General features: G+C 61.7%; 20 protein-coding genes. 7 read left to right on the forward strand and 13 right to left on the reverse strand.

Annotated features, from left to right (window positions below; genetic code table 11):
• Window positions 1-70 precede the first annotated feature (70 nt).
• The 3 genes from RS897_RS23660 to RS897_RS23670 form a co-directional block, all read right to left on the reverse strand.
• On the reverse strand, window positions 71-844 hold the full coding sequence (locus RS897_RS23660) for a fumarylacetoacetate hydrolase family protein (protein WP_315831152.1): 774 nt from the start codon (window positions 842-844) through the stop codon (window positions 71-73).
• Between the two features lie 179 nt (window positions 845-1023).
• On the reverse strand, window positions 1024-1998 hold the full coding sequence (locus tag RS897_RS23665; protein WP_315831153.1) for a 2-dehydropantoate 2-reductase: 975 nt from the start codon (window positions 1996-1998) through the stop codon (window positions 1024-1026).
• 110 nt (window positions 1999-2108) lie between these two features.
• Complete coding sequence (locus RS897_RS23670; RefSeq protein WP_315831154.1) at window positions 2109-2564, reverse strand: CBS domain-containing protein; 456 nt, start codon at window positions 2562-2564, stop codon at window positions 2109-2111.
• A 131-nt stretch (window positions 2565-2695) separates the two neighbouring features.
• On the opposite strand from RS897_RS23670, the gene RS897_RS23675 reads away from it, so the two are divergent.
• The 5 genes from RS897_RS23675 to RS897_RS23695 all read left to right on the forward strand — a co-directional run bounded on the left by RS897_RS23675 (window position 2696) and on the right by RS897_RS23695 (window position 6210).
• Window positions 2696-3442 (forward strand): sulfite exporter TauE/SafE family protein, encoded by a 747-nt coding sequence (locus tag RS897_RS23675; RefSeq protein WP_315831155.1) that lies wholly within the window; start codon window positions 2696-2698, stop codon window positions 3440-3442.
• Between the two features lie 275 nt (window positions 3443-3717).
• Window positions 3718-4344, forward strand: coding sequence for a LemA family protein (locus RS897_RS23680; protein WP_315831156.1), 627 nt, complete (start codon window positions 3718-3720; stop codon window positions 4342-4344).
• Between the two features lie 25 nt (window positions 4345-4369).
• Complete coding sequence (locus RS897_RS23685; RefSeq protein WP_315831157.1) at window positions 4370-5233, forward strand: TPM domain-containing protein; 864 nt, start codon at window positions 4370-4372, stop codon at window positions 5231-5233.
• Between the two features lie 14 nt (window positions 5234-5247).
• Window positions 5248-5745 (forward strand): TPM domain-containing protein, encoded by a 498-nt coding sequence (locus RS897_RS23690; protein ID WP_315831158.1) that lies wholly within the window; start codon window positions 5248-5250, stop codon window positions 5743-5745.
• Window positions 5746-5808: 63 nt separating this feature from the next.
• Window positions 5809-6210, forward strand: coding sequence for a DUF1330 domain-containing protein (locus tag RS897_RS23695; RefSeq protein ID WP_315831159.1), 402 nt, complete (start codon window positions 5809-5811; stop codon window positions 6208-6210).
• A 166-nt stretch (window positions 6211-6376) separates the two neighbouring features.
• Here the strand turns inward: RS897_RS23695 and sucD are convergent, their stop codons facing one another.
• Both sucD and sucC read right to left on the reverse strand, forming a co-directional pair.
• Window positions 6377-7261 (reverse strand): succinate--CoA ligase subunit alpha, encoded by an 885-nt coding sequence (gene sucD / locus RS897_RS23700; RefSeq protein WP_315831160.1) that lies wholly within the window; start codon window positions 7259-7261, stop codon window positions 6377-6379.
• The gene (gene sucC / locus RS897_RS23705; protein ID WP_315831161.1) at window positions 7262-8464 is read right to left on the reverse strand and encodes an ADP-forming succinate--CoA ligase subunit beta; all 1203 of its coding nucleotides are present in this window, start codon (window positions 8462-8464) and stop codon (window positions 7262-7264) included.
• Between the two features lie 244 nt (window positions 8465-8708).
• On the opposite strand from sucC, the gene RS897_RS23710 reads away from it, so the two are divergent.
• Window positions 8709-9788: a zinc-binding dehydrogenase gene (locus RS897_RS23710; protein ID WP_315831162.1), complete on the forward strand. Its 1080-nt coding sequence runs from the start codon at window positions 8709-8711 to the stop codon at window positions 9786-9788.
• 588 nt (window positions 9789-10376) lie between these two features.
• Here RS897_RS23710 and RS897_RS23715 read toward each other — a convergent pair.
• From RS897_RS23715 to RS897_RS23725, 3 genes are all read right to left on the reverse strand, one after another.
• Entirely contained in the window at window positions 10377-11660 is a 1284-nt protein-coding gene (locus tag RS897_RS23715; RefSeq protein ID WP_315831101.1) for an IS701 family transposase, read from the reverse strand.
• Between the two features lie 226 nt (window positions 11661-11886).
• On the reverse strand, window positions 11887-13206 hold the full coding sequence (gene oxlT, locus RS897_RS23720; protein ID WP_315831163.1) for an oxalate/formate MFS antiporter: 1320 nt from the start codon (window positions 13204-13206) through the stop codon (window positions 11887-11889).
• 488 nt (window positions 13207-13694) lie between these two features.
• Complete coding sequence (locus RS897_RS23725; RefSeq protein WP_315831164.1) at window positions 13695-13832, reverse strand: hypothetical protein; 138 nt, start codon at window positions 13830-13832, stop codon at window positions 13695-13697.
• 206 nt (window positions 13833-14038) lie between these two features.
• Between RS897_RS23725 and RS897_RS23730 the strand changes: the two genes are divergently transcribed.
• Complete coding sequence (locus RS897_RS23730; protein ID WP_315831165.1) at window positions 14039-14278, forward strand: hypothetical protein; 240 nt, start codon at window positions 14039-14041, stop codon at window positions 14276-14278.
• 184 nt (window positions 14279-14462) lie between these two features.
• On the opposite strand, the gene RS897_RS23735 is transcribed toward RS897_RS23730, so the two are convergent.
• The 5 genes from RS897_RS23735 to RS897_RS23755 form a co-directional block, all read right to left on the reverse strand.
• A complete protein-coding gene (locus RS897_RS23735) occupies window positions 14463-16019 on the reverse strand; it encodes a nucleotidyltransferase family protein (protein ID WP_315831166.1) in 1557 nt (518 codons plus the stop codon).
• 64 nt (window positions 16020-16083) lie between these two features.
• Entirely contained in the window at window positions 16084-16797 is a 714-nt protein-coding gene (locus RS897_RS23740) for a glycosyltransferase family 2 protein (protein WP_315831167.1), read from the reverse strand.
• Complete coding sequence (locus RS897_RS23745) at window positions 16794-17483, reverse strand: glycosyltransferase family 2 protein (protein WP_315831168.1); 690 nt, start codon at window positions 17481-17483, stop codon at window positions 16794-16796. The genes RS897_RS23740 and RS897_RS23745 overlap by 4 nt, the downstream gene beginning before the upstream one ends.
• Window positions 17480-18472 (reverse strand): hypothetical protein, encoded by a 993-nt coding sequence (locus RS897_RS23750; protein ID WP_315831169.1) that lies wholly within the window; start codon window positions 18470-18472, stop codon window positions 17480-17482. The genes RS897_RS23745 and RS897_RS23750 overlap by 4 nt, the downstream gene beginning before the upstream one ends.
• Entirely contained in the window at window positions 18472-18912 is a 441-nt protein-coding gene (locus RS897_RS23755) for a PqqD family protein (protein WP_315831170.1), read from the reverse strand. The genes RS897_RS23750 and RS897_RS23755 overlap by 1 nt, the downstream gene beginning before the upstream one ends.
• Between the last annotated feature and the right edge of the window lie 5 nt (window positions 18913-18917).

Genomic DNA, 18917 nt, shown 5'->3' on the forward strand with positions numbered 1-18917 from the left:
ATGTGTGGAAGGTGGCGACGACAATGGCCGGGACTTGCGTCCCGGCCATGATCGTTTCAGCGCGGAGTGTTTACTGCCGCAGTTCGTTGCTGAGCTCGCCGATGCCCTCGATCGCCACGGTCACCTTGTTGACCGGGCCCTTCATGGTGCCGACGCCCAGTGAGGTGCCGCAGCAGATGATATCACCGGGCTCCAGGGTCATGTCGTGGGAGATCCGGCTGACCAGCTCCTGGGCGCTGAAGATCATGTCGGCGATCGGGTAGGACTGCCGTTCCGCACCGTCGAGGATGGTGCGCACCACCAGCTTCGCCGGATCGATGCCGGAGACGATCGAGGGGCCAAACGGGCAGAAGCCGTCAAAGCTCTTGGCCCGGGCCCACTGCGCGAAGGTGGCGTCCTTGGCGATGATGTCGGCGGCGGTGATGTCGTTGACGCAGGTGTAGCCGTGGATATAGGCGTCGGCATCCTCCGGCGAGACATTGGTGCAGGTTTTGCCGATCACGATGGCGAGTTCGCCCTCATAGGCGATCTTGCCGTCATAGGAGACGGGACGCGCGACGATCGCGTCGGGATCGGTGACGGAGGAGGGCGCCTTCAAAAGATACAGCGGATCCTTCGGCTCGGCGACATTGAGCTTGGCGGCGAGGGCGTGGAAGTTATTCCACAGCGCGATCACTTTCGATGGCGCGGTGGGCGACAGCAACTCGACATCGGACAGCGCAAGGCGAGCGCCGTTGGCCGTGGGTGCATCGAACATGTCGCCGTGATGCACGGTGATCTTGCCGTCGGCGAGGGTGCCGAAGCCGATGTCGCCCTGATGGCGATAACGTACCCAGTGTGTCATGTGCGTCTCTCTGTCATGTGACGTTGTTGTTTTTCTCCGTCATGGCCGGGCTTGTCCCGGCCATCCACGTCTTACTTGCTTGGATGCTGTTAAGACGTGGATGCCCGGCACAAGGCCGGGCATGACGGCCTGTTATGTAGTCGTGCTGTGCGCTCCTGACGCCGCGTTCAGGTCGCAGCTCAATAAAGCCCCGCCACCCGCGCGCGTTGCGCGGTCAGGGCCAGCACGGTGTCGATCGCCGGCGTCGGGATCTCGGTCAGCCGGCCCATCTCCTGCACCACCGTCACCAGCGGATCGATTTCCATGGGCCGGCCGCGCTCGAGGTCCTGCAGCATCGAGGTCTTGTGGGCGCCGACCTTGCGGGCACCTTCGATGCGGCGTTCGACGTCGACGCGGAACTTGACGCCGAAGGTCTCCGCAATGGTCTGCGCCTCGATCATCATCGCTTTCGCAGTGGCGCGGGTGCCGGGGTCGGAGCAGATGACATCGAGGGTGGCATGGGTCAGCGCGCTGATCGGGTTGAGGCAGACATTGCCCCACAGCTTCAGCCAGATCTCGTCACGGATACGATCGAGCACCGGGGCCTGCAGGCCGGCTTTCACGAACAGCGCGGCAAGCTGCTCGACATCGGCCGAGGTTTCGCCGGAAGGCTCGCCGAGCGGGAAGCGGTCGCCATAGACATGGCGGATCACGCCGGGCGCCTCGAGTTCGGTCGCGGGATAAACGATGCAGCCGATCGCGCGCTGCGGTCCCAGTTCCTTCCACTGCCGGCCGCCGGGATCGATGCTCTCCAGTGTGGAGTTCTGGAACTGGTTGCCGTGCTTGTAGAAGTACCAGTAGGGGATGCCGTTGACCGCGGTGATGATGCGGGTGTGATCGCCGATCAGCGGCTTCATCGCCTCGATCACGCCGGTGATGGAATGCGCCTTCAGGCAGATGATGACATAGTCCTGCACGCCGAGTTCGGCGGCGTTGTCGGTGCAGCGCGGATGGATGATGCGCTCCTCGTCGCCGATCAGGAGCTTGAGGCCGTGCTCGCGCATGGCGGCGAGATGCGCGCCGCGCGCCACGAGACTGACATCGGCGCCGGCTTGTGTCAGCTGCACCCCGAGATAGCCGCCGATCGCGCCCGCGCCGTAGATACACACTTTCATGCCGTGCCCCAATCCATCCGATGGTGAGAGTTAGCTTTTGCGCGCAAATCTCCTCCGGCCCTCAGGCTCGTGCCCGAGGGAGACCTGCACAAAGGCGGTGATGCGATGCCTTACTGCCGCGTCGGCTGAGTGGTCGCCTGCGGCACCCCGGCCAACGCGATGTGCGTTTCGTCAGGCATCAGCTCGATATCGCGGATGCTGATGACGCCGATCAGCGAGTAGTCGTCGATGACCGGCAAATGGCGGATGTGATGATCACGCATCAGGCCGCGCACATGCTCCAGCGTATCGGTCGAGCTGCAGGAGATGAGCTGCTGCACTGAGATCATGTCCGACACCTTGAGCGCGAGGCCGGCCGAGCCGTGCTCGGCGACGGCGCGCGCGACATCGCGCTCGCTGAACATGCCGACCGCGACATTGCCTTCGGTGCGGCACACGTCCTTCACCACCAGCGCGCCGACGTCCTCCGCCCGCAGCAATTGCGCGGCCGTGGCCACCGTCTCGTTCATGCGGACCGTCGCAATCCGGGTCCCCTTCCTGTTTCGCAGGATGTCACCGACTTTCATCACAACCTCCTCGATCAGATGTGGATGGGCCTTGCTCGTCGTCTGAACGAAAGATTGGTATACATTATGCCAGAAGTCAATCGTAGAAATCCGTGCCCGAACGTGTAATTTTGTCAAGAAAAGGGGCATAAGTGCTGACCATTCTTGCGGTTGCTGCGTTCTGCGCGGGCATCGTCAATGCCCTGGCGGGCGGAGGCGCTTTCCTCACTTTTCCGGCTTTATTGGTCTCTGGCATACCAGCCGTGGACGCCAATGCCTCCAGCACGGTGGCGCTGTTTCCGGGGCAGGCGGTGACATCGATTGCCTCGCGCGGCGAGCTCAAGGCGTTGCCGCAGGAGTGGCGGCAGGACCTGCTGAGCATGTCGATCATCAGCCTGGTCGGCGGCACCGCCGGGGCAGTGCTGCTGCTGGTGACGCCGTCGGACGCATTCAAGGCGCTGGTGCCGTGGCTGCTGCTGGTGGCCACCGTGATCTTCGCCGCCGGCACCCGTCTCGACATGACATCGCAGCGGCGCTGGCTCGGGCCGAATGCCATCAAGCTGGTGCACGGCGCGATCGCCGTCTATGGCGGCTATTTCGGCGGCGGCATCGGCATCCTGATGCTGGCGGCGCTGGCGTTCTACGGCATGCGCGACATCCGCGCCATGAACAGCATGAAGATCCTGTTCGCGACCCTGATGAACGCCGCCGCCGTCGTCATCTTCATCGCCGCCGGCCGGGTGCACTGGCTGGAGACCTCGGTGATGATGGTCGCGTCGATGCTGGGCGGTTATGCCGGCGCCAGGCTGTCGGGTTTCCTGCCGCAGACCGTCGTCAAGGCATTCGTGATCTGCGTCGGTAGTATCCTGACGGTGTATTTTTTCGTGAAGCCGGTGTGACGGGTGAGGCGGTGCTCCATAGAAGGCTGTCATGCCAGCGCTCGTAACCCCACTTCCAAACTGTCATCACCGGGCTTGTCCCGGTGATCCCGCTTAGGGACGCAGTGCCTTCCTAAGCGGGGTTGCCGGGACAAGCCCGGCAACGACAAAAAGAGGTGTGTCGCGCGCATCGCAACAACATGGTTGCCATCCTCTCGTGTACCAAAGCGCCCACATTGCTCTCGACTGCCGTCCGTGTATGATTCCCTCAGAGGCCAATGACACCGGAGAGCATGATGCGTCGATTCCTCACCATCCTTGCAGCCCTTGCCTCGTTGAGCCTCACGGGATGCGGCTATAACTCGATCCAGCAGACCGATGAACAGGTCACCTCCGCGTGGTCGGAAGTGGTCAACCAGTATCAGCGTCGCGCCGATCTGGTGCCGAACCTGGTCAATTCGGTAAAGGGCTTCGCCCAGCAGGAGAAGGACGTGCTGCTCGGCGTCACCAATGCGCGCGCCAGGGTCGGCAGCGTGCAGGTGACCCCCGAGGTGCTCAACGATCCCGCTGCGCTGCAAAAATTCCAGGCCGCGCAGAGCGAACTGACCGGCGCACTGTCGCGTCTGCTGGTGACCACGGAAAATTATCCGCAACTGAAGTCCGATCAGTTGTTTCGCGACCTGGTCGCTCAGCTCGAAGGCACCGAGAACCGCATCACGGTGGCACGCAACCGCTATATCAAGGCGGTGCAGGATTATAACGTCGGCATCCGCACCTTCCCCAACAACCTTACCGCCATGGTGTTCGGCTACAAGACCAAGGCGAACTTCACGGTCGACAACGAGAAGTCGATTTCCACCGCGCCGAAGGTCGATTTCAATCCGCCGCCCGCGGCGCCGGCTCCTGCTGCGCCGGCGAAGTAGGCTGCGCGTAACGAAAGCGACCGCAATGGCTGCTGCAAGACGCGTCGTTCTGGCGCTGATGATGTGCTGCTGGTCCCTGGTGGCCGCGGCCGATGTCGCGGTGCCGCCCTTGGGGCGGGTGGTCGACCTGACGGCGACGCTGAGTTCAGGTGACGTCGCGACGCTGGAGCAGAAGCTCCGGGATTTCGAGACGCGCAAGGGCAGCCAGGTGGCGGTGCTGATCGTGCCGACCACGGCGCCGGAGACCATCGAGCAATATTCGCTGCGGGTGGTCGAGCAGTGGAAGCTGGGGCGCAAAAAGATCGACGATGGCGCGCTGCTGATCGTCGCCAAGACCGACCGCAAGCTGCGCATCGAGGTCGGTTATGCGCTGGAAGGTGCGCTCAACGACGCCACCTCCAAGCGCATCATCGATGAGGTGATCGCCCCGAAATTCAAGGCGGGTGATTTTGCCGGCGGCATCGGTGACGGTGTCGAGCGCATGCTGAAGGTGATCGACGGCGAACCGCTGCCGGCGTCGCAGCCGAAATCCTCCTCCCTGAGTCTCGACGATCTCGGCGACATGATTCCGGTCATCTTCATCCTGGCGATCGTGATCGGCGGCATCCTGCGTGCGATGCTCGGGCCGCTCTTGGGGGCGCTGGTCACCGGCGGCGGGGTCGGGCTGATCGCCTGGGCGATCATCGGCGTGCTGTCGCTGTCGGCGCTTGCAGGCATCATTGCCTTTGTTGTCACCCTGATCGGCGGTGGGCTGGGAGGCGGGCGTGGCGGCGGCTATGTGCTGCCCGGCGGCGGTGGGTTCAGCACCGGTGGTTCGAGTGGTGGTGGCGGTGGGTTCAGCGGCGGCGGCGGTAGTTTCGGGGGCGGCGGCGCCTCCGGAAGCTGGTAACGGGGGCGGCAGCGATGGGCGTCAAACGCATCGGCAAGCATCTGCTCCAGAGCCGCTGGCGCGTGCGCCAGGTGTTCACTCACGCGGTGCTGGCGCGAATCGAGCAGGCGATCAAAGCCAGCGAAGCCAGCCATGGCGGCCAGATTCGCTTCGCGGTTGAGGGGGCCCTCGACGGCGTGGCGCTGTTCCGCGATCAGGGGCCCCGCGCGCGTGCGCTCGACGTGTTCGCGCACCTGCGGGTCTGGGACACCGAACACAACAACGGTGTGCTGATTTACTTGCTGCTGGCCGACCGCGATGTCGAGATCGTTGCCGACCGCGCTTTCAATACCAGGGTGAGCGCTGCGCAATGGGAGGAGATCTGCCACCGGATCGAGGCGGATTTTCGTGGCGGCAATTTCGAGAGCGGTGTGCTGAAGGGAATCGCGGCGGTGACGCAACAGCTCGCTGCGCATTTTCCGCCCTCGGGATCGCATCGTAATGAACTGCCGGACAGGCCGGTGGTGTTGTGAGAGGCCAGACGCTTCGATCGTGATGGCGCAGAGATCGATACGGGGCGCGTAGGGGAATGCCAAATGGGACGTTATCGCAAAATCGCAGCGGGCATGCTTGCGGGAGCCGTGCTGGGTGCCGGCGCAGTTCAGGGATTGCACGCCCAGATGAAGTCGCCGGTCTATTACATCGTCGAAATCGATGTCGGCAATCCGGATGCCTATGCGAGCGAGTTTGCGTCCAGGGCCCAGGCCGCTATCAAGAAAGCGGGCGGGCGCTTCCTGGCGGTTGGCGGAGCTGGCTCGTCGATCGGAAAGGTCACTGCTCTGGAAGGCGATCCGCCGAAGCGTGTCGTCGTGCAGCTGTGGGACAGTGTGGACCAGCTCAAGGCGTGGCGGGCCAGCCCGGAGTATTTGGAGATCCGCAAGATCGGCGACCAATACGCGAAGTTCCGGGCGTTTGCTGTGGATGGCTTGCCGCAGTAAGTGGGAGTCAAGGTGCATCGACCAATGACGCCGTCATGGCCGGGCTTGTCCCGGCCATCCACGTCTTAACAGCGTTGCGGCAAGGAAGACGTGGATGCCCGCACCAAGTGCGGGCATGACGTAGAATGTGGAGAGACGCCTAGCGCCTCATGAGAGATCCTGAACCCTACCGCTTCAACACCTCCACCAGCGTCGTCCCGAGCCGCGCCGGCGAGGGCGAGACGCGGATGCCGGCGGATTCCATCGCGGCGATCTTGGAGTCGGCGTCACCCTTGCCGCCGGCGATGATGGCGCCGGCGTGGCCCATGCGGCGGCCGGGAGGTGCGGTGCGCCCCGCAATGAAGCCGACCATCGGCTTCTTGCGGCCCCGCCTGGCTTCGTCCTTGAGGAACTGCGCGGCGTCTTCTTCCGCCGATCCGCCGATCTCGCCGATCATCACGATCGACTGGGTTGAGGGATCGCCCAAGAACATCTCCAGCACGTCGATGAACTCGGTGCCCTTCACCGGATCACCGCCGATGCCGACCGCCGAGGTCTGTCCGAGGCCGACCTGCGAGGTCTGGTACACCGCCTCATAGGTCAGCGTGCCCGAACGCGAGACCACGCCGACGCTGCCCTTCTTGAAGATGCTGCCGGGCATGATGCCGATCTTGCATTCGCCGGCCGTCATCAGCCCCGGGCAATTGGGGCCGACCAGGCGCGACTTCGAGCCTTCCAAAGCGCGCTTCACCTTGATCATGTCCTTCACCGGAATGCCTTCGGTGATGCACACGATCAGCGGCACTTCGGCTGCGATCGCCTCGCAGATCGCATCGCCCGCGCCGGGCGGCGGCACATAGATCACGCTGGCGTCGGCGCCGGTCGCCTCGCGCGCGTCGGCCACGGTGTCGAACACCGGCAGGTTCAGGTGGGTCGAGCCGCCCTTGCCCGGCGAGGTGCCGCCGACCATTTTCGTGCCGTACAGGATGGCCTGCTCGGAATGAAAGGTGCCGTTCTTGCCGGTGAAGCCCTGGCAGATCACTTTCGTATTGCTGTCGATCAGGATGGACATTTATGCAGCCTCCTTGCGCACGGCGCGAACGATCTTCTGTGCGGCGTCGTCGAGATCGTCCGCGGAGACCACATTGAGTTTGGACTCGGCGATGATCTTCTTGCCGAGTTCGACATTGGTGCCTTCGAGGCGCACCACCAGCGGCACCTTCAGGCCGACCTCGCGCACCGCCGAGACCACGCCCTCGGCGATGACGTCGCAGCGCATGATGCCGCCGAAGATGTTGACCAGGATGCCCTTCACATTGGGATCCGATGTGATGATCTTGAAGGCCGCCGCCACCTTGTCCTTGGTGGCGCCGCCGCCGACATCGAGAAAGTTCGCCGGTGTCGCGCCATAGAGCTTGATGATGTCCATGGTGGCCATGGCGAGGCCTGCGCCATTCACCATGCAGCCGATCTCGCCTTCCAGCGCGATGTAGTTGAGATCGTATTTCGAGGCCTCGATCTCCTTCTCGTCCTCCTCGGTGAGGTCGCGCAGCTTGACCACGTCGGCGTGGCGATAGAGCGCGTTGGAATCGAAATTGATTTTTGCGTCGAGGCAGCGCAGTTCACCGCCCTTGGTCACCACCAGCGGGTTGATCTCGAGCATCGCCATGTCCTTGGCGACAAAGGCAGCGTAGAGCTGCAGCGTCAATTGCTTCGCCTGCTTGGCGAGGTCGCCGGTCAGCCCGAGCGCTTTCGCCACGGTGCGGCCGTGATGTGGCATCACGCCGGTGGCGGGATCGACCGAAAACGAAATGATCTTTTCCGGGGTGTCGTGGGCGACGGCCTCGATGTCCATGCCGCCTTCGGTCGACACCACGAACGAAACACGCGAGGTGACGCGGTCGACCAGCATCGAGAGATAGAACTCCTTGTCGATGTCGGAGCCATCCTCGATGTAGAGCCGGTTGACCTGCTTGCCGAACGGGCCGGTCTGCGCTGTCACCAGGGTGTTCTGCAGCATCTCCCTGGCGAACGCGCCGACCTCCTCGATCGACTTGGCGATCCGCACGCCGCCCTTGGCGTTATCAGGTAACTCCTTGAACTTGCCCTTGCCGCGGCCGCCGGCATGGATCTGCGACTTCACCACATAGACCGGGCCGGGCAGGGTTTTCGCCGCGGCCACCGCTTCCTCGGCGGTGAAGGCCGGCACGCCCGCGGAGATCGGCGCGCCGAACTCCTTCAGGATCGCTTTGCCCTGATACTCGTGAATATTCATGTCGTTTGCTCTCCCTTGGGTCCCTGGCTTGCTGCGCCAAGCCAGCGCTGATCGCCGTTTTTTTGGCATTGTGTATTATGTATACCAGAACTGAAAAAGGCGCGGATGTCAATTCCGGAGGCCGTCCGACGATTTGCGGATCGGCAGGGTCGCCATGCGTGCCCCGGCAGGGATAAGCCGCCGAAGGTGTGATTAGCTCCAGCTCCCACATCGAGAATCGACAACAAAAACAGGGGAGGCCCACATGAAGGCGGTCGTTCGCCGCGGGACGGCATTGATTGCGACCGAGATCGCCGATGTCGTGCCGTCACCAGGCCAGGTGCTGGTCAAAACGCTGGCCTGCGGCATCTGCGGATCGGATCTCCATGCGGTGCATCATCTCGACACTCTGGTGGCCATGAACCGGCGCGCCGGCTCGGCCAGCTCACTGGATCCCGCGCACGACCTGGTGATGGGGCATGAGTTCTGCGCGGAAGTGCTCGATCACGGGCCGAACACCGACACGCGGATTCGTCCAGGCACGCGGGTGGTGTCGGTGCCGCTCGCCATCGGGCCGAACGGGCCGGAAACCATCGGCTATTCCAGCCGTTTCCCCGGCGGCTTTGCGGAGCGCATGGCGCTGACCGAAGCAACCTTGCTCGAGGTGCCGAACGGATTGCGCTCCGAATACGCCGCGATGGTCGAGCCGATGGCGGTCGGCGCCCACGCGGTCGAAGCCGCTGACCTGTCGGGGCAGCCGGTGGCGCTGGTGATCGGCTGCGGTCCGGTCGGGCTCGCGGTCATTGCCGCGCTCAAGCGCAGAGGTGTCGAACCGGTGGTGGCCTCGGACTATTCGCGGGCGCGCCGCCGCATGGCCAAGACGATGGGGGCCGATATCGTTGTCGATCCCGCCGAGACCTCACCGCACCAGCATTGGGCCGGCTTCGACGTGCCGGCGACCCTGGCCGAACTCGGTTTGGCTCGCATCACCGGGCGTGTCGGCCGCTCGCCGTTGATCTTCGAGTGCGTCGGCGTGCCGGGATTGCTGCAGGCCATCATCGAGGGTGGGCCGCCGCTGGCCCAGGTGATCGTGGTCGGCGTCTGCATGGAGGAGGATCGCCTGGTGCCGGCGCTGGCGATCATCAAGCAGATCCGTTTGCGCTTCGTGCTGGGATACACGCCGGACGAATTCGCGCGCACGCTGCGCGATGTGGCCGAGGGCGTGATCGACGTGGCGCCGATGTACAGCGGCACTGTCGGCCTCTCCGGCGTGGCGGCCGCCTTCGCGGCGCTGGCCTCGCCCGAGGACCGGGTCAAGATCATCGTCGATCCGCGGCAGGTCTGAGCGCGGCACGAGCAAGAATCTGTAGGGCGGATTAGCGCAGCGTAATCCGCCATTCGCGTCACCGCGTTGCCTGGCGACTTACTATTATGCACTCGCGCTCAACGCGGGCGAGCCTCCGCTAATTTGATGCTCCGGGTACTTAAATGCCGGCGGACTTTCCGCCTGCTTGAGATGCCTTTGTTTTCGTCTAGGAACGCAAAAATGCGAGATTATCGAATCCGGGTCTGCAAAGTGTTCCGGGGCTATGTCGGGGCGGTAATGAAGCCGACGGTATGCCCTTTTCTTTCTTTGATAGTTTGCGTGACGCCATACAGGAGAAGGCACGACGACGTGCGCCGTGACGTCGAGCGCGCCGGTTTGCACTATGCCGAGTCTGGTCTGTCTGGTTAGGTGCGCAGCGTAATCCGCCCTTCGTGTCAGCGCGTTGCGTGGCGGCGGGTTACGCTGCGCTAATCTTACTGCGTCATGATTTTTCTGCGCGTGGGTGATGCTGCGACGGCGCCGCAACAAGGGCATCGTATGATTGTTTTGCTGAGGGCCCGGCTCAACCGCACGCGCATGGTTGCGATCGAGTTCGGGACGTGGCGTTCAGGCCGCAAGGGCAGATCCTCTGGGTCGATAATTGTCGGGTAAGGGAGGGACCTGGACTGGCGCGGCGGAACAAGTTTCTGAGGGGGGAATCGTCGCCTGTTCGGCGATCAGGAAGCCGTAGGCCGCGATGCACAGGGTTGCGTGATGATGGAAGCCACGCCAGCCGCGCCCCTCGTAGTGACCGAGCCCGACCTCCTGCTTGAGCTCCTGATAGTCGCGCTCGATGCGCCAGCGCAGCTTGGCCAGATTGACGAGCTGCGTGAAGCTGACGTTCTCCGGCAGCGTGGCGAGCCAGTATTTGGTCGGCTCTGCTTCGCCCTCCGGCCATTCGATCAGCAGCCACTCCGGCGACAGCTTCTCGGGGATCAGTTTGTTGTACCCGACGCGGACACGCACCCGCGCAAAGCGCGAGGATAGCTGGTCGGCCGAGCCTTCCCGCCACGCCACCGTGCGCCAGGCCTGCTTCGGGAGACTGAGTGCCACTTTTTTGGCCGAGACCAGTTCGGGCTCGTCGCGGCGGCCGGTGTTGTTCATCGGCTTGTCCATCCGCCGCGGGCCGCTGCCAGGGGCCCACATCAAGATGGTCGGCACGATGCCGACCACGTAAGGCAAGCCCAATTCTGTCATGCCGGCACGCAGCCGCGCGTCCCTGCCGTAGGCCGCATCCATCAGCGCGACGCCGCGTGGCAGACTGCTCTCGCAGGCCCAGCGGATTTGCTCCAGCGCGATCTGCGGCTTAGTCTTGAACTTGATCTGCTTCGGCACGCCTGCCTTCTTCCGCCGGGCACGATCCTTCGTCCAGGCTTCCGGCAAGTACAGCCGATAGGCCACCGGAAGGCTGGCGGCATGATTGGCGATCGAGAGCGACACCGCCACCTGGCAATTGGCCTGCTTGCCGAGCTGCCCGCAATATTGGTGGTGCACGCCGACCGAATGCTTGCCTTGCTTGGGGAACGAGGTGTCGTCGATGATCCACGCCTCGATCGGCCCGCTCTTCTCGATCGCCGGCAGCACCAAATCGCGCACCTTGGTCAGCACGTCCTCGTCCGACCAGGCCGCGTTGGCGACAAAATGCAGCAACGACTGATGCTGTGCCGCCGTGCGCGCTGGAGCCGTCCGCGCCGCCATCGGCTCCACGCTCTTGCGTTCCCCAGGCAGCATCAGGCCCGTGCAATAGTCGCGCAGCGGTCTCGTCCGCTCCACGTGACCGATCACGCTTCCAAGACCGGCTACATACTCCGCAAACCGCGTTTCGCTATCCCCACCCTGATCGAGATTCATCCGGCCCTCCGCGCGCCAAATATTGAATCTCCTCAATTACTTGATTCTCAGCCTCAATGACTGCGACCGTCTGACTCAGTAGGACTAATCTTACTGACTCAGTAGGACTAACCCGCCCTACAGACTGAGTACAAGAAAAAAGCGCGCATCCGACGATGCACGCTTTTAATGATCTCGCCGGAGACAGACCGGGCGCGAACGCCCGGTCGAAGTTCAAGCCAATCCCTTACGCAGTCCTTGCCTTCTGCGTTGCCCCCTCAGAGGCCGCCGCATCCTGGTGGCCGTTGATGAACGCGGCGCGCATCGGCTTGATCACGAACACCGCAAGCAGTGCGGCGAGCGCGTTCAGGGCCACGGCGATGATGAACACCGACTGCCAGCCATAGGTGGCCGCGACCACGCTCGCGATAGGCACCAGCAGCGATGCGGTGCCTTTGGCGGTGTAGAGCATGCCGGCATTGGTGGCGGCGAACTTGGAGCCGAAGGTGTCGCCGCAGGTGGCGGGGAACAGGCTGTAGATTTCGCCGAACACCGCGAAATACACCGCCGTCGACAGCACGAACACCACCGGGTTCTGCCCGTAGGTGGCCAGCGTCAGCAGCATCAAGGCGGCGGTACCAAACGCGATGAACATGGTGTTCTCGCGGCCGATGTTGTCGGACACCCAGCCGAAGAAGGGTCGGCCGAAACCGTCGAAGATGCGATCGAGCGAAATCGCGAACGTCAGTGCTGCCATCTGGAAGCCGAGCAGGCTGACCGGCACCGCGGCGATCTTGTAGTCATGAGCGATCGGCGCGATCTGCGCCGCGGTCATCAGGCCGCCCGAGGCCACCATCACGAATACGATGTACAGCATCCAGAAGATCGGCTTGCGCAGTACCTGCGACGGCGCGAAGTCGATCTTGGTCTGCGGCAAATTGAGCTGCTTCTTGCGCGGCGGAATCGCATGCTCCGGCTTGCGCAGGAACAGCGCGAGGACGAACACGATGATGCCTTGGCCGATGCCGAAGGTGAGGAACGCCTGCTCGTAGCCGCTGCTCGCGATCATCTTGGCGATCGGCACCACGGTGAGTGCTGCGCCGGCGCCGAAACCGGCGGCAGTGGCGCCGGCGGCGAGACCGCGGCGATCGGGAAACCATTTCAGCGCATTGCCGACGCAGGTGCCGTACACCGAGCCAGCGCCGATACCGGCGACCACGGCGGCGACGTAGAGCATCAGCAGCGAACTCGCCATCGAGTTCAGCACCCAGGCCAGCGTAATCATGACGGCGCCGAACATGATGACCACGCGCGGGCCGTAGCGGTCCACGAACCAGGCTTCGACCGGCACCAGCCAGGTTTCGGTGACGACGAAAATCGTGAAGGCGAACTGGATTGCCGCGCGGCCCCAGTGGTACTTTGCATCGATCGGATCGACGAACAACGTCCAGCCGTATTGCAGATTGGCGATCATCGCCATGCAGACGATGCCCATCGCAAGTTGAAGCCAGCGGAAGCCGCCGCCTTCAGCGGGCAGGGGCGCAGACGATTGCGGGTTAACAGTCATGTGTCCTCCGGGGCGCGTATTGGTTTGTGGCTTTTGAGCCGGGCGCTACCAGCGGGAAGTCTGGTATACTATATTCCAATTTGCAAGGACGTTTTGACACACCCTTGCGAAAGTCGGAGGGGCTGCGCAGCAATCATTCGTGCCGGGGGAAGGTCGCCTGAAAACACCTGAAAATAAAAAAAAGCCCCGGAGAACCGGGGCCTTAGAAAAGTCAGGGAAGAAAATCGGAACAATCAGGTTCGAATAACCCACGGCGGGGCCGTGTGTCCTCGGCATATTGGTATAATATATACCAATATGCAAGGGCTGATTTTTTGACCGGATTGGGTGCGACGGTCTGACGCGAAAACGCAAGAAAAAAGGCCCCGGAAAATCCGGGGCCCAGGTTTCGAGAGGTCCTTGGGAGGAAAGGTCCATCTCGGGAGGAAACTCAGATAGTCAGCCGATCCGAAGCGTCAAGCCCTTGAAAGAGCGACGCGTTTGTCAGATCAGAGGCCGAAATAAGGCTGGTCGCCGTTGCGCGCGGCAATCTGCGCGACCTTGTCCAGGCCGGTTTCGATCAGGCTGAGAAAGCGGCCGAACAGGCTCTGGGGGGGCAGGCGGCCGAGCGAAGCGGTGTTGGACATCGAAGTGATCCCTGATTTCTTGGGCCGGTGTGTCCGGCGGCATGGGATCTAAATAACGTATACCAGATGCCACAACAACCAACGTCTTCGCATGGCAGCATAGGCGTAGTTGCAATGCAGCAAAGGACAGGTATGCGGACCTATTCGCGAGCTTTGGCGGTGGGTGTACGTTTTGCGGAGCCGCTGCCAAGATCGAAACCGACAGGATGCAACGGGGCGACCGCATTGACGACGGCCTCCCTGGAGGGCGCGGATCAAAGCTTCGTGTCGGCCTTTCGGCCGCCGGAATTGTTTTAGACCTGCTGACGTCGCTGAACTTGAAACGTTACAACGCGGCCGAGGCGATGTTACGCGACGATCTCTCGGGGATCGGGCCTGATGGGGCCGACACCACCGCCATGCGTCTTGCCGTCAACAAGAGGACCTGGACACCATCTGGTGGCTGATCGCCCATGGCGTCGACCTCAATGCCCAGCGGCTCATGTGGGCGTCACGCGACTGCATTGGGGTGGGCCGACTTCTTCGGCCGCGGGGATTTCGCCGAACTCATCCGCGAGAAGGGGGTGTCGAATGAGCGCTCCGTCTAGCGACCAGCCAGCAGGCCCCTCTGCTGACGGAAGGCGATCACGCTTAAAACCAGATCCGATGAATGCCAAGGGAGAGCATGCGGTAGTCGCCACTCATTCCAAGCGCCTTGGGTGAAATTGCATCCGGTAACCAAAGAGCCAGCAAGCCGTCTCCGTCAAGAGCTTCAAGTGATTGCAAACGAAGCGACAGAACCGCATCCGATTGTCCCTGCGGGACTTCCAGCTTTTTTCGCTCGATTCCTCCCGACATAAAAATCCTTGTGAGCTGGCCCGAGTTGAGGACATGTCCACGAATCTGAACGGGTGCCCCCTTCTTTTGCTCACTGTTCAGCGGAATGATCGCGAGAGCCCAATGGCCGTCTGTCCAACGGCCCCACTTTTCCGGAAATGAAAAGCCGTACAGAAACTTGATGCGACCATTGGATTTGTTGGAGGTTCGACGACTGGCTGAGCGCCAATAAGCCTCGAGACTCCTGTCGCCTCGACCTCCGGTCGCAACCAGGGCTTCGCGCAATGTAAGCCTCCAGTCGTCCGGACTGCTCCGGGAAAATCTAGCGTCGTTATATTGCAGGAGCCATCGCTCCAAATCCGTTCGCTCGGATGGGGGAGTGCCGCGTACCGTCCATTCTTTTTTCAACATGAACCACCAGGGACGAGGCGGCTTTCTCACAGCCACAGGAACACCAATGTCTGTTGCCTTGACAAGCTCGCTAAAAAACGCCGATGCCCACGCCTCCAGCCGGTATTGCGCAATCAATCTTTCAAGCTCAACCCAATCCAGCCTATCGCCGCACTTCGACAGCAAGAAGTATGCTTCCAACAGTCTCGTGAAGCACTCGTCCTTATCCCAGCGCTCACATCGGGCAAGACAGGTGAACAGCTGATGCACCGGACTGGGTATTGGCACCTTATATTGATGGAGCGCCCCTTCCTCCGAACATCTGATGATCCGTTCGGTCAGCTTCGGGTCGCGAAGGTTGGGAAGTACGCGCCAATGGATGTCAACTTCGTCCGAAGAGCCAACGAGCGTAATCGGGGCACTTCCAGTCGTACTGCTTTGCAACTCGCCGTCGAGGTCGTCGAATGAAAAGCCCTTCATGGTGAAGCCGGCGGCTTCCAGTTCGCGCCGCACAGCCCCCATGTGCGACGGATCGACCAAAACGTCGTAATCGCCACTGGTGCGCAGAGCCGCAATTTCCGGCATCGTGGCAAAAAGCGCTGCGCCCTTCAGCACGACGAAGGGCGCGCCCGCACGCCGAATGGCGGTCAGGGCTTGAAAAAGCTGCTTAAAACGGAGGGTATTCGAAGCCCATATGTGGCGTTCAATTCCCTTCATCCGGCGGAGATCGGGATCGTCCAATCCCTCTCGCTTCACGAGCGCCAGAAGGAGCGGAATAACTCTCAAAGCGGAGTGCTCAATCGCGTCGAGCGGCATCAGAGCGCGCCAGCGCTGGAAGGCCTCAATCGCCGATTGTCCCGAACCGGTCGCCGCCCTGAGCACGAGACGCTGTTGTTCGCTCAGTAGTCCCGTGTGTTCAATCACCGGAATCATTCCCAATTTGATTTTTGCCTCGGCTGAATTGCCGGCCAAGCGAGCCATAGCTTAAGCCGTCCGAGCATCGCTGTTCACGAGACCGACGAAACCTGGCTATTTCCCGTTCGCCTCAATCGCTTTGCGCCAACGGATCATCTTCGTCGCGGCCTCCGCTCCTTGATCGAACAATTTGCAGCCGCAACGCGGCGAGGAGACTCTTGTCGCGCTCTTCTGAGAAAATTTTCCCGAAGTTTGACGCATGCAAACGACGATGGTGAAGAACCTCTTCGATCACCGCATAGCGAAGCGCCATGTGCTTGGCGCGGCCAAGCCATTCAACGAATGCCGTTTTCGACAAGGGATCAAAATTTCCAATGCGGTCGAAAGCTGGCCGCCGGATCAGCATGCAACCGGCAAATTCGCGCACCAGCACGTCCTTGCGCGGCCTGGCCTCGCCTGCCGCATCGGCCAGCTCTGGGCTCACGAATTGCTTCGACAGGCAGAAGACCGCCTCGAGCCGGGTGTCCGCCTGGGCCGCATGTTGCCGCGCGAGCTTGTCGGGGGTCCAGATATCGTCGCCATCCAGGAATGCAAGATATCGGCCCGTTGCAACGGCAATTCCGGCAATAAGGCCCACGGACTGTCCGCTATGGTCCTGTGTCAGCAATCGAACGCGATCACCGTACGCCCTGATGATGGAGTTTGTCTGATCGGTCGAACCATCGTCGACCACAACGAGCTCGATCGGCGCATAAGTCTGATCAAGGATGCTATCGATCGCTTCCTTGAGGTAAGCGCCTCCATTCCATACCGACATGACCACTGAGGTGGTTTCGCGGGTCATTTCTTTTCAATTCGATTTCTGTGAATTTTTCGGGACAAAACCTTCAGCAGATCGGTATTCACTGTCTGACGCATCACCGTCGTGCTGGTCTCATGTCTTCTATAGATCGAGGCGTCACCGTCCCAGGTCAGCGCGCGCATGCCAATCTCCTGAAGACGGATCAAATAGTCGGTGTCTTCACCGGCAAGGAGCGTTTCATCCATCTCTCCGGCTTTCTCGAGAATGATGCGGCGAAACAAAAACGAAGACAGGCTCAAAAATGGAGTCAAGACTCCATCGAGCTGCGTAAATCGCGGATCGAGACCGCCTTCATCTGTTAACCTGATTCTCCCGTAGGCGGCATCGATCGCCGGGTTCTCATCGAGGCAATGCATCAAACCCTGCTGCCGGCCGTCGGGCCAGAGATCGTCGCAATCCAGAAATGCAACGAACGTCCCCTGCATGTGACGAAAGGCTCTGTTCCTTGCGACGGCGGCACCGCTCCTGGGTTCGTAATGATATTTGATGCGCGGATCGGGGATGGCCTTCACGATGCGCGCGGTAGAATCGGTCGACGCGTTGTCAACGACGATCAATTCGTCGTCGTCGGTGAGCTGGCTCAAACCGGATTCGATTGCGAGAGCGATGTACCTTTCGCCGTTGAGGGCGGGCATCACCACGCTGACATTGGTCTTGCCCGCGCTCACGGCGCACCGTCCAGAATCGTTTGGAGGCCGGCCGGAATCGCCATGGCATCGCGCCCTGTCTCGACAAAATATGCGGGGACCATTCCGGCCGCCGACAGTATTTTCTTCGTCAACTGCTCGGCACGCCCGGGGGTATAAACCCGTGTAAACGGAATCATGCACGCAAAGGCATCGGCCGGCCTCGCGCGTTCGATTTGAAACGCCGGGTCGCCCCTGCGGCGTGGAATGAGAACACGCGCGATGGTGCCACCTTCGATGGGAATTTGTCTGTCGCCTGTGCTGAAGCGCATTTCCAGTCTCGATTCATCGCCCTCGTTGGATTCCGCAAAAATAAAGCGGGAGAGACTTGCCGCCAGCCGCTCAGGTCCGCCGACGCGCAAGCGTCCGGATGCATACAGCGGCTTGACGAGACGCTGTGTTGGATTGATCAGGACAAAGTCATCGCCCGCATACTGCCAGCCTGCGGCAACACACGACAAGGCGGCAGTGCTTTTGCCTGCGCCGCCGGGGCCAATCATCAAGAGAAACTCGCCGTTGCGGCCGACCGCGGACGCGTGAACGGGGCACCACTCGGTCTGGCTGGCGTAGGCATGGAGGAGAGGAAGGATGGGCCGGCTGAGCAGCCAGGACGGCATCGTCTCCGTGGTGCACCACATAACGCCGGCGCAGTTTTCAAAATCCCAAACATAGAGCACACCGTCGGGGAAGGGCAGCCATACGGTGAGATAGCGATCATCTTCATAGATAGCGTGTCTTGAGACATCGGATGGCAAGAAGGACGATGGCAGGCGGGTGCCGCCCAGTATTGCCGTTCTAAAGTCCGATGGCGGGTTCGACCGCGTTTCGATGCCTGCGAATGAAGACAGCACGTCCTGATCGTTTGCCCATTCATCAAGGCTCAAGCGGAGGGAAAACGCGCCGGACGACACGTTCGCATCGATGGATGCGGATTTAAAGGCAAGTTCGACAATCGACCGGAAAATAGACATCAGTCGGCTGGGCGTCGCGGCCAACCCGCCTGATCAACGTCGTGAAAGGGATCGAGCAGGAGAAGTTGCTGGAGATCGTCGAAACGCTCAATCACGGGCGGAGCGAAGACCTCTCCAGTCAAGGCCGGGAGTTCGCTGGGCGCGCGATTGCTCGTCGAAGCCTCGAGGACCAATCCCTCAGTCACCAGCTTTCCGATAAAATCCTCGATCAGCGTCACGAGTCCGCTCGCCTGACCTGGAAAGTGATCCGAGAGCCACTCAACAACCTGCGAAACCGAGAGGCCGTGAGCCAAACCTTGCCAGATCCAGCATCCCTCGATGGAGATGGAATAGTACAGGCCGGATTTGTAGTTCGCGATGACGAGTTCGCCATCAAAAATCTCGCTCGCTATTTCAGGCACTGCGGTGATGTACGTGCCAATTCGGACTGACGGATTCATGCAAC

The organism is Bradyrhizobium prioriisuperbiae (assembly GCF_032397745.1).
Taxonomy (GTDB): domain Bacteria; phylum Pseudomonadota; class Alphaproteobacteria; order Rhizobiales; family Xanthobacteraceae; genus Bradyrhizobium_A; species Bradyrhizobium_A prioriisuperbiae.

Bases quoted from the DNA above. Each gene is read 5' to 3' on its own strand.
- RS897_RS23690 (WP_315831158.1), top strand. From the start codon at position 5,248: ATGGGCGTCAAACGCATCGGCAAGCATCTGCTCCAGAGCCGCTGGCGC.
- RS897_RS23670 (WP_315831154.1), bottom strand. From the start codon at position 2,564: ATGAAAGTCGGTGACATCCTGCGAAACAGGAAGGGGACCCGGATTGCG.
- sucD (WP_315831160.1), bottom strand. From the start codon at position 7,261: ATGTCCATCCTGATCGACAGCAATACGAAAGTGATCTGCCAGGGCTTC.
- RS897_RS23660 (WP_315831152.1), bottom strand. From the start codon at position 844: ATGACACACTGGGTACGTTATCGCCATCAGGGCGACATCGGCTTCGGC.
- RS897_RS23740 (WP_315831167.1), bottom strand. From the start codon at position 16,797: ATGACCCGCGAAACCACCTCAGTGGTCATGTCGGTATGGAATGGAGGC.
- oxlT (WP_315831163.1), bottom strand. From the start codon at position 13,206: ATGACTGTTAACCCGCAATCGTCTGCGCCCCTGCCCGCTGAAGGCGGC.
- RS897_RS23750 (WP_315831169.1), bottom strand. From the start codon at position 18,472: ATGTCTATTTTCCGGTCGATTGTCGAACTTGCCTTTAAATCCGCATCC.
- RS897_RS23755 (WP_315831170.1), bottom strand. From the start codon at position 18,912: ATGAATCCGTCAGTCCGAATTGGCACGTACATCACCGCAGTGCCTGAA.
- RS897_RS23695 (WP_315831159.1), top strand. From the start codon at position 5,809: ATGGGACGTTATCGCAAAATCGCAGCGGGCATGCTTGCGGGAGCCGTG.
- RS897_RS23685 (WP_315831157.1), top strand. From the start codon at position 4,370: ATGGCTGCTGCAAGACGCGTCGTTCTGGCGCTGATGATGTGCTGCTGG.
- RS897_RS23730 (WP_315831165.1), top strand. From the start codon at position 14,039: ATGCAACGGGGCGACCGCATTGACGACGGCCTCCCTGGAGGGCGCGGA.
- RS897_RS23735 (WP_315831166.1), bottom strand. From the start codon at position 16,019: ATGGCTCGCTTGGCCGGCAATTCAGCCGAGGCAAAAATCAAATTGGGA.
- RS897_RS23665 (WP_315831153.1), bottom strand. From the start codon at position 1,998: ATGAAAGTGTGTATCTACGGCGCGGGCGCGATCGGCGGCTATCTCGGG.
- sucC (WP_315831161.1), bottom strand. From the start codon at position 8,464: ATGAATATTCACGAGTATCAGGGCAAAGCGATCCTGAAGGAGTTCGGC.
- RS897_RS23680 (WP_315831156.1), top strand. From the start codon at position 3,718: ATGCGTCGATTCCTCACCATCCTTGCAGCCCTTGCCTCGTTGAGCCTC.
- RS897_RS23710 (WP_315831162.1), top strand. From the start codon at position 8,709: ATGAAGGCGGTCGTTCGCCGCGGGACGGCATTGATTGCGACCGAGATC.
- RS897_RS23715 (WP_315831101.1), bottom strand. From the start codon at position 11,660: ATGAATCTCGATCAGGGTGGGGATAGCGAAACGCGGTTTGCGGAGTAT.
- RS897_RS23725 (WP_315831164.1), bottom strand. From the start codon at position 13,832: ATGTCCAACACCGCTTCGCTCGGCCGCCTGCCCCCCCAGAGCCTGTTC.